The following is a 9,808-nucleotide window of genomic DNA, read 5'->3' as shown; positions in this document are numbered from 1 at the left end:
GTGACGTCCCACAGCCTGGCTTCCCGGGCCCGATCCTTCGCGAACGACTCGACCTCGCGTTCGGCGTCCTTCACGACGAATGCGCCGTCGCGCAGATGCGCCCACCGCTCGTCGAGCACGATCGACGCCAGCGCCGGGCCCGACCGCGCAGGCCGTGAGACGCCGGGGATCCGTTCGATGACACGCCCGATCCTCTGCATCGCCCGGCCGTGTCCTCGGGAAAGTCCGGTGCCTGGCATGAATCCCGGCTCGAACACCGCGACGTTGACGCCCGGGGGAAGTCGGCGCTGCAGCTCGTGTGCGTAGTACAGGATCGCGAGCTTGGAGGTGGAGTAGGCGACCCCGCCGTCGGCGGATGTCGCGGCCAGGTCGGGCGCGGTGGGTTTGGCCAGGTCGAGCGGATCGCGCCAGATTGCCGGCGGGACATGCAGCATTCGTCGAAAGGCGTTCTCGTAGTACGTGTTCGAACCGATCAGGACGATGCGCGCCGGGGTGGCGAACGAGTCGAGGAGATCGGCGAGGAGTTGGGCATGCGCGAGATGGTTGACCGCGAAGGTGAGTTCGTAGCCGTCGGCGGAGGTGGAGTGCGTGTCCACCGACGCGACGCCTGCGTTGGCCACCAGCCCGCGCAGTGGCCGCACCGTCCCATTCGCGAGAAGTTCCTTGGCCCTAGCCGCTGCGGCGCGCACGTCGGCCAGCCGGGCCAGGTCGCAGTCGATCGCGTAAGCCGTGGCTCCGGCCGCCCGAGCGGCATCGGCCACGTCGGCGAGTGCGGCACCCGCCCGGCCCACCAGCAGCAGGTCTGGACGACTCGGCGCCGGTCGACGCGCCATCGCGAGCGTCGCGGCTCGCCCGAGCCCGCCAGTCGGCCCGGTGATCAGCACGGTCCCAGACGAAGTGTCACTGCTCATGCCCGCCACTGTGCAACGTTCGCGACCGGTCAGGCAGTCGTCGGCTCGTCGTAGGACTATCAGGGCCAGGACAACCGTCGCGGCGGCGGGCACAGTGAGGACGATGAGTGAGGTGGTGAGCGAGGTGATGGAGGCCTCGGAGTTCGGCCGGACGGTGCGGCGCTGGCGCGACCGCGTCGGGCCAGAAGCGGTCGGTGTTCCCATCAGCCGCCGCCGCCGCGCGTCGGGGCTGCGGCGAGAGGAGCTCGCCGGGCTGGCCGGGATCTCGGTCGACTACCTGACCAGGCTGGAGCAGGGGCGGGCCACGTCACCGTCGGCGCAGGTGGTCGAGGCGCTCGCCCGTGCTCTGCGCCTCTCCGACGCGGAACGGGATCTCCTGTTCCGACTGGCGGGGCTGGCTCCACCCGGGCTTGACGTGGTGCCGTCCCGTCTCACGCCGAGTGTTCAGCGTCTGCTCGACCGACTGGCCCACACACCGGTGGTCGTCTATGACGCCACGTGGACGCTCGTCGTCGCCAACGCACCGTATGACGCGTTGATGGGTCCGACCGCCTGCTGGCGGGGAATCGAGCGGAACAACGTCTGGCGTCACGTCATCGGACCCGGCACCCGCGCCGTCCACACTCCCGATGAGCAAGCCCGATTCGAGGCTGGGTTGGTCGCGGATCTGCGCATGACCGCCGCCCGGTATCCGGCCGATCGGAGGCTGCGGGCATTGATCGGTGAACTCTCGAGGCTGAGCGCGCGCTTCGTCGAGCTGTGGGAGTCCCGCGACCTGGAGCCCCATTACGATTACGGCAAGCGCAAGGTCGTCGACCATCCCGAGGTCGGCGCCATCGCGCTCGACTGCGACACGTTGATCGTGGCCACCGACGACCTCCGGATCACCATCTACACCGCGGAGCCAGGCACGCAGGACGCCGAGCGGCTGGCGCTCGCGGTCGTCCTCGGCACCCAAGCCCTCGCGCCGGACGAAAGCGACGTCACACCATGAATCCGTAGGGGCGTGCGGCAGCACCGGCCGCGCCACGGGAGAATGCTCGCGGGGGTTCTTGACGACCGAGGAGCATTCGTGGCACGTGACGACGCGCATTTCTACAGGACGGCGGACGGCACCGGGCTTCCGCACGATCCGTTCAACGCCATCATCGGACCGCGTCCCATCGGGTGGATCTCCACGCTGAGTGCCGAGGGCACCCGGAATCTGGCGCCGTACAGCTTCTTCAACGGCTTCAACTACCGGCCGCCGGTCATCGGCTTCTCGTCGGTGGGGTGGAAGGACACCGTCGCCAACATCGAGGCGACGCGAAACTTCGTGTGGAATCTCGCGACGCGCGAGTTGGCCGTGGCGATGAACGAGACATCGGCCTCGGTGCCTGCCGCCGATGACGAGTTCACTCGCGGCGGGCTCACCCCGGTGGCGTCATCGCTCGTCAAGGCGCCAAGAGTCCTCGAAAGCCCGGTCAACTTCGAATGCGAACTCACGCAGCTCATTCAGCTGACGGACGTCGGTGGCAACGACATCTCGGCATGGTTGGTGCTCGGGCAGGTCGTCGCCGTTCACATCGACCGCGAACTGCTGGTCGACGGCGTGTACGACACGCCAGCGCCATCGCCGATCCTGCGCGCCGGGGGGCTCGGCGCCTACGCCGCGGTGTCCGCCGACGCGATGTTCACGATGATCAGGCCCGACGACAGATAGTCACGGCGAGTCCTGCGGGTGCAGGAACTCCACCCGACGGTCGGTGAGCAGCGGGATGATCATTCCGACGACGATCTCTTGGTAGTGAGACGAGTTGCGGTGTGCATCAAGTGATTCGGCGTCCCGATAACGTTCGACCAGCAACAAGCCGGTCGGCTCGCCGATCCGCTGGAAGGCCTCGTATCCGAGGCACCCGGGCTCGGCCAGCGATCGGGGCGCCAGCGCGGCGACGTGTTCGAGCACCTCGCCGAGGGAGTCCTCGGTGGTCTGCCAGTGGGCGACCACCACGATGGGGTCGGGCGTGCCCATCACGCCTGCTTGGCGAGGGCTTCGACCAACGCCTCGCCGACCACGGCGCCAGACTGCGGATTCTGCCCGGTGATCAGGCGTCCGTCGACGACCAGCTTCGGATGCCAGGGTTCGGTCTCCTCGTAGAGTGCCCCCTCGGCGCGCAACGCCCCCTCGAGGTCGAAGGGCACGTCGTCCTTCGCGTAACCGTCCTCCTCGGCCTTCGAGAACGAGGTGAGCTTGCGACCACGAACCAGAGGGGCACCGTCGTCGAGGGTTACCCCGAGGAACGCCGACGGACCGTGGCAGACGGCGCTCACGATCATGCCCGCGTTCCATGCCTTGATGACGGTGGCCTGCACCTCGGGGTTGCCGGTGATGTCGACCATCGGGCCAAGCCCGCCGGGAAAGAACACTGCGTCGTAGTCGAGCACGTCGACTTCGGACAGCTTGCGGCTGCGCGACAACCGGCGGTAGGCCTTGCTCCCGAGGAACGCGGCCTGCCCGGGGTCGTCGCCGTCGAATCCATCCTCGGGAGGCTTGCCGCCAAGCGGGGAGGCGAACTCGACGGCGATACCGGCCTCGTCGAGCGCTTCGAAGGGATGGGCGATCTCCGGGAAGAAGAAGCCAGTGGCGCGGTTGTGCGGGCCGATGACGGCCGCGTTGGTGACCACGAACAGAACGTACTTGGTGCCCATGCATGTCTCCCTGTGGCCGAGATGAATGACGAAACCCGCTGTTGCACAGCAGCGCAGAGTTGGCATCGCCATGACAGCACGCCCGTCCGCCGACGCCAAGTACGATCGCGGCATTCGCGCGCTATGGGCAATGATCGAGCGCGAATGCGCTACCACCGCTCCCCGTGTAACCCCCGGCCCTATCCATTGGCATGTCACTGCATCAATTCACGTCCACGCGCGCGTCCAACGCCGTCGTTCTCATCCGGCTGTACGTCGGGCTGATCTTCCTCGGCGAGGGAGTGCTGAAGTTCCTGCGTCCCGAGGCTCTCGGGCCTGGGCGGTTCGAGAAGTCCGGGATCCCGGCGGCGACGTTGTTCGCGAACCTCGACGGTGTCGCGGAGATCATTTGCGGCATGTTGATTCTCGTCGGCCTGCTGACCCGGCTGGCGGCGGTCCCGATGATCGTCGACATGCTCGGAGCGCTGGCGATCACGAAGGTCCCGCTGCTGTGGGGGCAGGCCCCGCTCTATCCAAAGGAGGGCGGCTTCTGGGACTTCTTCCACGAGGGCAGACTCGAGGTCGCGATGCTGTGCGGCAGCGTATTTCTGCTGATCGTCGGCTCCGGCGGCCTGTCCTTCGACGCGCGGATGAACCGAACCGACGCGTCGCGTCATGTCACTAGCGCCGCTGCGTAGCCGCCCGGCGCACAGCAACTCCCAAGGTCGATTTCGGAGCGACCCGCGGTGATCCAGAGCGAAGATGGGGTGCGCCGTGCTCAGCCCGGGAAGGCGCGATCGCCGCGCCCGATGGGAGGGCTGCATCCGGTGACCGATGCCGCGTACCCGAATTGGGAAGCCGTGTACCGGGACAACGTCACCTGGGTGTACCGGTTGATGTACGGGCGGGTCGGCAACCAACCCGACGCGGAGGATCTGACCGCCGAGGTGTTCATGACGGCCCTGCGTCCACTGCGGGTCTCGGCGACGGTGCCCGAAGTGCGCAAGTACCTGCGGATGACGGCACGCACCGTGCTCGCGTCGTACTGGGGAGAGCGGATGGGCCACGAAGTGACCTCGATCGACGTCGACCCGCCCGAAGCGGACCAGCCCGACGACGTCCGCAGCGATGCACCGGAGAAGGTGCGCAGACTGTTGTCGCGGCTGCCGGACAACTATCGGCGGATACTGGAGCTTCGCTTTCTGCAGGCCCACTCGGTGCGGGAGGCGGCAGGTCAGATGGGAGTCAGCGTCGCCAACGCAAAGGTGTTGCAGCACCGCGCGTTACGGTTGGCCGCACAGTCGATCGCCGAGGAGGCGCCGTGAGCGAACGAACGGTACGCCGCTTCGTCGACGGGCTGCTGCGCGGGCGCGCGACCGAGCGGGCGCACCCCGATTCCGACGACGTGCGGGAGATGAGAACCGCCATCGAGTTGCGGGCCGCGCGCCCCGGCAGCGATTCGCCAAGCGAGCAGTTCGTGACGGACCTTCATCGTCGGCTCGCCGGTGCGATGGACGAGGGGCCGACGGTGCTCGACGATCCGCGATGGGCACCCCGGCGCCGCGCGGTGGTGATCGGCGGGTCGGTGGCTGCTGCGTCGGCCGCCGCCGGTCTGGTGGTGGGCAGCAAGCTGCTGGCTTCGACGAAGGGGGAGACGCAGGAGCCCCAAGCGCAGGGCGAACTCGAACCGAACGCGGGCACGTGGCGCTCGGTTGGCGCCAGCGCCGATCTGCCCGACGGTTCGGCGATGGCGTTCGATCTCGGTTCGGTGAGTGGATTCGTCCATCGCGCCGAGGGCCGCGTCGAAGCCGTCTCGGGGGTCTGCACGCATCAGGGGTGCAAGTTGTGGCTGGATGCACCCGAACAGCGGTTGCGCTGTCCGTGCCACTTGACGTCGTTCTCGCTGCAGGGCACGACGATGACCCATCAGCTACCGATCGCGCCCGCGCCTCTGCCGAAGTTCCACGTTCGCGAAGCGAGCGGCGTCATCGAGGTCTTCGCCCCAACCGAACCGGCCTGAGACGCGCCGAATGGCCAGTTATCGCACGCAATTCGGCAATTCGCGTGAGGTAACTGGCCACTCACCGTCGTTCAGCCGGGCCGACTAGACTCACCTACTCGTGGCCTACCTCCTCCAGCTCGACGCCTCTGCCAATCTTGCTTCGTCGGCATCGCGTCGGCTGACCGCCGAGTTCGCGCAACACTGGGTGGCTGCGGGCCCGGACCGTGAGATCCGTCGGCGAGACCTGCACACCAACCCGCTGCCACACCTGGCGACCAACGCCCTGCACTTCACCGCGCCGCTGCGACCACAGGACGCCGTCGCCCCAACCGAGGAGGCGACGCGTCTCCAGGACGAGTTGATCGCCGAGCTGTCCGGAGCCGCTTCGGTCGTCATCGGCGCACCGATGTACAACTACTCGATGCCGTCCACGTTGAAGGCGTGGCTCGACTACGTCCACGTCCTCGGCGCCACCTCGCCTGCCGACGAGGGGATCGCCCCGCTGAGGGGCAAGCCGGTGACCGTCGTTTCGGCCCGCGCGACGCCGACGGGAATGGACCCCCGCGCCGACTTCGTCACCGGCCCGTTCTTCGCCATCCTCGGGGAGTTCATGGCCATGGACGTCGCGGCGTTCGTCGTACACCCCGATCCGCCCGCGACCCCTGACGACTTCCACCGTCCCTACGAGGTCGTTCGCGGCGAGCTCCTGGAAGCCATCCGCGGCCGGTAATCGGTTGGTGCGACGTTCATTCCATCGTGTAGCGGCTCACCTTCTCCGGGTGGATGACGAAGCGGACCCAGTCTTCGGCAAGGATGCCCTCGAGATCGGCCGCCCGGGTCGGGTCGTCGAGGTCCCAGTACCGCGCAGCCAGGCGTGCGGCCAGGTCGCGCGCTCCATCGACGTGCACCTCGGCGCGTCCGGCGACCGACACCCAGTGCTCGCGTTCGCCCACCGGGGCCGCGACGACGATCGACGCGCGGGGGTCGCGGCGCACCCGTCGGACCTTCGAAGTGTCTGGGCCCGTGAACAATTGGATCGTCCCCTCCGCGGTCACCTCGAACCACACCGGCCGCGGCTGCGGCGGGAGCGGTCCGGCGGCCACCGACAGGAATCCGTACAGCGGGCGGTGCAGGAGATCGAGGTCGGCCGTGGTGAGCGAGGAGCCGGTCATCGCTGCCACACCCCGGCTGCCGCGCCCCGAAGGACGTAGTCCTCGAAGGTCCGAGGCGCCCGGCCCAGGACGGTGGCGACGCCGTCGTTCGGCGACGCGATCAGCCCGCGCTCCATCAGCACGAACATCTCCGCGATGTGGTGCGCGTCGTCCTCGCTCAGGCCCACCTCGGTCAGCGACGCGGCGTATTCGGCGGGTGAGATCTGCTTGTAGGTGATGGGTCGCCCGGATGCGCGGGAGATCAGCTCGACGGCCTCGCCGAAGGTGATCGCCCGCGGTCCGGTCAGCTCGTAGACGTGCCCGGTGTGGGTGCCGGGTTCGGTGAGGACCTTGGCGGCCGCGTCGGCGACGTCGTCGATGTCGATGAAGGGCTCGGGGACCGTGCTCGCCGGGAGGGCGAGCTCGCCGGCGAGAAGTGGTGCATGCCAGAGCTCTTCGTCGAAGTTCTGGGCGAAGTTGTTTGGTCGAAGAATGGTCCACTCCAGAGCGGAGCCGCGCACGGCGGCCTCGGCGTCTCGCATCTCAAGCCCGAAGCTGGAGTCGCCCCAGGCGTCCGCCCCGCGGCCGGAGAGCAGGACCAGCCGCCGCACTCCTGCCGACTCGGCCCTGGCCACGAACTCGTGCACGGGGCCGGGCACGCCCGGCGCCACCACATAGGCCGCGCCCACGCCATGCAAGGCCGCGTCCCAACCTTCGGGGTGCGACCAGTCGAAGGCGGTCTCGCTAGATCGTGATGCGGCCCGCACGGGGGTGCCACGGAGCCGTAGCCGGGCGACGACCCGTCGGCCGGTCTTGCCGGTGGCGCCAAGGACGAGGACGGTGTCGTTGGTAGTCATGACTCCCATTGAACGACGAGCTTCCGGACGATTCCATGGGTCAGGAGCCGAAACACCTGTCCATTCGTCTAACCTCGATGCGATGGATCCCTTCGGCGACTTGTTTCGTGGAGTCCGAGCGCACGGCTCGCTGTTCGGCAGCTCCACCCTAGCGCCGCCCTGGTCACTGCACTTCGTCGACGGAGCGCCGCTCACCCTGTGTACGGTGCTCGGCGGGTCGGGCTGGATCGTGCCCCAGCACGGTGAACCCGAGCGGCTCGGCGCGTACGAGACGATCGTCGTGCGCGGCCCAGAGACGTTCACCTTCGTCGACGAGCTCGGCACGGCTGCGGAGCCGGTCGCGTGCGGTGAGTTCTGCGCGACGCCCGAGCTGGGCGGCACCCGGCATCGACTGGGCTGGAATGACGCCGGTGACGGCGGCACGACCCTGATCGTCGGCGCGTACCCGGTGCGCGGCGAGATCTGCCGCCGACTGATGGACGCACTGCCCGTCGTGCTGCGGGTGGACGCGGGGGGAACGGGCGACGCTGTGCTGGACCACCTCGCCGCCGAGGTCGCGGTCGACGTCCCTGGCCAACAGGTGGTGCTCGACCGGCTCCTGGACTGGATGCTGGTGTGTACGCTGCGCGAGTGGTTCGACCGGCCCGGCGGTCAGCCGCCCGCCTGGTGGGTCGCCCAGCGCGATCCGGTGGTCGGCGATGCACTGCGCCTCCTGCACGCCGATCCGGCGGCGGGGTGGACGGTCTCCTCGCTGGCCGACCGTGCCGGGGTGTCCAGGTCGACGCTCGCCAAGCGGTTCGCCGAACTCGTCGGCGAACCCCCGCTGACCTACCTCACGCGCTGGCGCATGACGCTCGCGGCGGACCTTCTGATCGAACAGAAGTCCGCCACCATCGCGGACGTCGCCCGCACCGTGGGCTACCACGACCCGTTCGGGTTCAGCGCCGCGTTCAAGCGGGTTCGGGGCGCCAACCCGAGCGAGTTCCGGCGGTCTGCGGCGCTGTCCGGCGCCGCGGGGTAATCGCAGGATGACAACGCGTCATCCGCTTATCCTTCCGGTATGACCCGCACCGTCTCGCACGTCGTGATCGCCACGTTCGCAAGCGTCTGTGCTGGGGCCGGTCTGGCCGCAGGCACCGCGACGGCAGAACCCGCGATGTATGCGCTGCCCGCCTGCTACGGGGCCGGCGCGCCACCCGTCGAGAGGCCCGATCAGGTGATCATCCAGACGTGTGCGGACGGATCCAAGGAGTTGACGCATCTGGCGTGGACGTCGTGGGGGCCGGCAGGCGCCGAGGGCACGGGCACCTACAGCTACCGCGTCTGCGAACCGAATTGCGCAGCCGGATACCAAGTTTCGTTCCAGGCCGTCATCCATGCCGACGAGCCGCAACCTGCGACCGTCGACTCCAAGTGTCCGGCCAACACGTCCTTCTACGACAACCTCGTGATCGCCTTTCCCGACCGGGTGCCCGACGACACGGTGAACATGCGCTACCGCGGACTACCCGCGGTGCTCTACAGCACCGTCGGCGACCCGGCCGGCCCCACTTCGCTGGGCAAAGTGACCTGTTAGCCCGTCACGCCTAGAACCTTGATCGCGAAGACCAGGGTGTCACCGGGCAGGATGCCTGCGCTGGGCTGGCCGTCGGGGTAACCGTCGGCGGAGCTCATCGCGACGGCGACGGTCGATCCCACGGTCTGTCCGGCGATCGCCTTCTGGAACCCAGGCACCACCCGGTCCAGGGGGAACTCCGCGGGCTCGCCCCGCTGGTAGCTGCTGTCGAAGATCGACCCGTCACGACCGTTGACGCCCTCGTAGCAGACGGACACCGTCGCCGTCGGCGCGACGACCGGCCCAGTCCCGGCCTGCAACGTGTGGACCTGCGTCTCGGCGACGCTGAACGGTCCCTCGACCTTGACCAGGGGCGCAGCGGTGTCCGTCGACCCGGTCACCGCGACGCTCCCGCTGGTTCCTGGCAGCGTCCACTCGGGCGCGCCGGCCGTCGCAGGCGGCGTCGTCGGGCAGGACGCGGCACCGGCCACGGGGGACTCGGCAGGCTCGGCGACGACGGACGAGTTCGGTGCGGCCTCGGCATCGGAGCCGCACCCGGCGAGCATCATGACGAGGGGAGCGGCACAGGCCGCGAACACGGCGGAAGCAGAAACACGAGATGAGTTCACGGCCGCCACGCTACAGCGCTGGTCCAACCGCCCCGA

General features: G+C 68.7%; 14 protein-coding genes. 8 read left to right on the top strand and 6 right to left on the bottom strand.

Annotated elements, in window-relative coordinates:
* Positions 1–911 (bottom strand): SDR family NAD(P)-dependent oxidoreductase (locus ABW137_RS26735; protein WP_526404488.1); only part of this gene is annotated, 911 nt, incomplete at its 3' end.
* 103 nt (positions 912–1,014) lie between these two features.
* Here ABW137_RS26735 and ABW137_RS26730 point away from each other — a divergent pair.
* On the top strand, positions 1,015–1,905 hold the full coding sequence (locus tag ABW137_RS26730) for a helix-turn-helix domain-containing protein (protein WP_526404487.1): 891 nt from the start codon (positions 1,015–1,017) through the stop codon (positions 1,903–1,905).
* Between the two features lie 78 nt (positions 1,906–1,983).
* The gene (locus ABW137_RS26725; RefSeq protein WP_526404486.1) at positions 1,984–2,613 is read left to right on the top strand and encodes a flavin reductase family protein; all 630 of its coding nucleotides are present in this window, start codon (positions 1,984–1,986) and stop codon (positions 2,611–2,613) included.
* On the opposite strand, the gene ABW137_RS26720 is transcribed toward ABW137_RS26725, so the two are convergent.
* Positions 2,614–2,922 (bottom strand): putative quinol monooxygenase, encoded by a 309-nt coding sequence (locus ABW137_RS26720; RefSeq protein ID WP_526404485.1) that lies wholly within the window; start codon positions 2,920–2,922, stop codon positions 2,614–2,616. It abuts the gene before it with no gap.
* Positions 2,922–3,599: a type 1 glutamine amidotransferase domain-containing protein gene (locus ABW137_RS26715; RefSeq protein ID WP_526404484.1), complete on the bottom strand. Its 678-nt coding sequence runs from the start codon at positions 3,597–3,599 to the stop codon at positions 2,922–2,924. Before ABW137_RS26715 ends, ABW137_RS26720 begins: the two co-directional genes overlap by 1 nt.
* 191 nt (positions 3,600–3,790) lie before the next feature.
* On the opposite strand from ABW137_RS26715, the gene ABW137_RS26710 reads away from it, so the two are divergent.
* From ABW137_RS26710 to ABW137_RS26695, 4 genes are all read left to right on the top strand, one after another.
* Positions 3,791–4,276: a DoxX family protein gene (locus ABW137_RS26710; protein WP_526404483.1), complete on the top strand. Its 486-nt coding sequence runs from the start codon at positions 3,791–3,793 to the stop codon at positions 4,274–4,276.
* Positions 4,277–4,387: 111 nt separating this feature from the next.
* Positions 4,388–4,903: an RNA polymerase sigma factor gene (locus tag ABW137_RS26705; protein WP_526404490.1), complete on the top strand. Its 516-nt coding sequence runs from the start codon at positions 4,388–4,390 to the stop codon at positions 4,901–4,903.
* A complete protein-coding gene (locus ABW137_RS26700; protein WP_526404482.1) occupies positions 4,900–5,598 on the top strand; it encodes a Rieske (2Fe-2S) protein in 699 nt (232 codons plus the stop codon). The genes ABW137_RS26705 and ABW137_RS26700 overlap by 4 nt, the downstream gene beginning before the upstream one ends.
* Before the next feature lie 100 nt (positions 5,599–5,698).
* Positions 5,699–6,310, top strand: coding sequence for an NAD(P)H-dependent oxidoreductase (locus ABW137_RS26695; RefSeq protein WP_526404481.1), 612 nt, complete (start codon positions 5,699–5,701; stop codon positions 6,308–6,310).
* A 16-nt stretch (positions 6,311–6,326) separates the two neighbouring features.
* On the opposite strand, the gene ABW137_RS26690 is transcribed toward ABW137_RS26695, so the two are convergent.
* Positions 6,327–6,752, bottom strand: coding sequence for a pyridoxamine 5'-phosphate oxidase family protein (locus ABW137_RS26690; protein WP_526404480.1), 426 nt, complete (start codon positions 6,750–6,752; stop codon positions 6,327–6,329).
* Positions 6,749–7,588, bottom strand: coding sequence for an NmrA family NAD(P)-binding protein (locus ABW137_RS26685; protein ID WP_526404479.1), 840 nt, complete (start codon positions 7,586–7,588; stop codon positions 6,749–6,751). Before ABW137_RS26685 ends, ABW137_RS26690 begins: the two co-directional genes overlap by 4 nt.
* 82 nt (positions 7,589–7,670) lie before the next feature.
* Here ABW137_RS26685 and ABW137_RS26680 point away from each other — a divergent pair, with 82 nt between their 5' ends.
* Both ABW137_RS26680 and ABW137_RS26675 read left to right on the top strand, forming a co-directional pair.
* Positions 7,671–8,609, top strand: coding sequence for a cupin domain-containing protein (locus ABW137_RS26680; RefSeq protein WP_526404478.1), 939 nt, complete (start codon positions 7,671–7,673; stop codon positions 8,607–8,609).
* Between the two features lie 39 nt (positions 8,610–8,648).
* The gene (locus tag ABW137_RS26675; protein ID WP_526404477.1) at positions 8,649–9,164 is read left to right on the top strand and encodes a hypothetical protein; all 516 of its coding nucleotides are present in this window, start codon (positions 8,649–8,651) and stop codon (positions 9,162–9,164) included.
* Here ABW137_RS26675 and ABW137_RS26670 read toward each other — a convergent pair.
* Positions 9,161–9,772 carry an FKBP-type peptidyl-prolyl cis-trans isomerase gene (locus tag ABW137_RS26670; protein ID WP_526404476.1) on the bottom strand — a complete coding sequence of 204 codons (612 nt, stop codon included), beginning with the start codon at positions 9,770–9,772 and terminating at the stop codon, positions 9,161–9,163. The two genes, ABW137_RS26675 and ABW137_RS26670, sit on opposite strands and share 4 nt — an antisense overlap.
* Positions 9,773–9,808: the final 36 nt, after the last annotated feature.

The organism is Mycobacterium sp. (genome assembly GCF_040509115.1).
In the GTDB taxonomy this organism is placed as follows: Bacteria; Actinomycetota; Actinomycetes; order Mycobacteriales; family Mycobacteriaceae; genus Mycobacterium.
This window is presented reverse-complemented; position numbering and strand designations above follow the sequence as displayed.

Coding starts and splice junctions, on each gene's coding strand:
- ABW137_RS26730 (WP_526404487.1), top strand. CDS start 1,015: ATGAGTGAGGTGGTGAGCGAGGTGATGGAGGCCTCGGAGTTCGGCCGG.
- ABW137_RS26720 (WP_526404485.1), bottom strand. CDS start 2,922: ATGGGCACGCCCGACCCCATCGTGGTGGTCGCCCACTGGCAGACCACC.
- ABW137_RS26715 (WP_526404484.1), bottom strand. CDS start 3,599: ATGGGCACCAAGTACGTTCTGTTCGTGGTCACCAACGCGGCCGTCATC.
- ABW137_RS26710 (WP_526404483.1), top strand. CDS start 3,791: ATGTCACTGCATCAATTCACGTCCACGCGCGCGTCCAACGCCGTCGTT.
- ABW137_RS26705 (WP_526404490.1), top strand. CDS start 4,388: ATGGGAGGGCTGCATCCGGTGACCGATGCCGCGTACCCGAATTGGGAA.
- ABW137_RS26690 (WP_526404480.1), bottom strand. CDS start 6,752: ATGACCGGCTCCTCGCTCACCACGGCCGACCTCGATCTCCTGCACCGC.
- ABW137_RS26685 (WP_526404479.1), bottom strand. CDS start 7,588: ATGACTACCAACGACACCGTCCTCGTCCTTGGCGCCACCGGCAAGACC.
- ABW137_RS26680 (WP_526404478.1), top strand. CDS start 7,671: ATGGATCCCTTCGGCGACTTGTTTCGTGGAGTCCGAGCGCACGGCTCG.
- ABW137_RS26675 (WP_526404477.1), top strand. CDS start 8,649: ATGACCCGCACCGTCTCGCACGTCGTGATCGCCACGTTCGCAAGCGTC.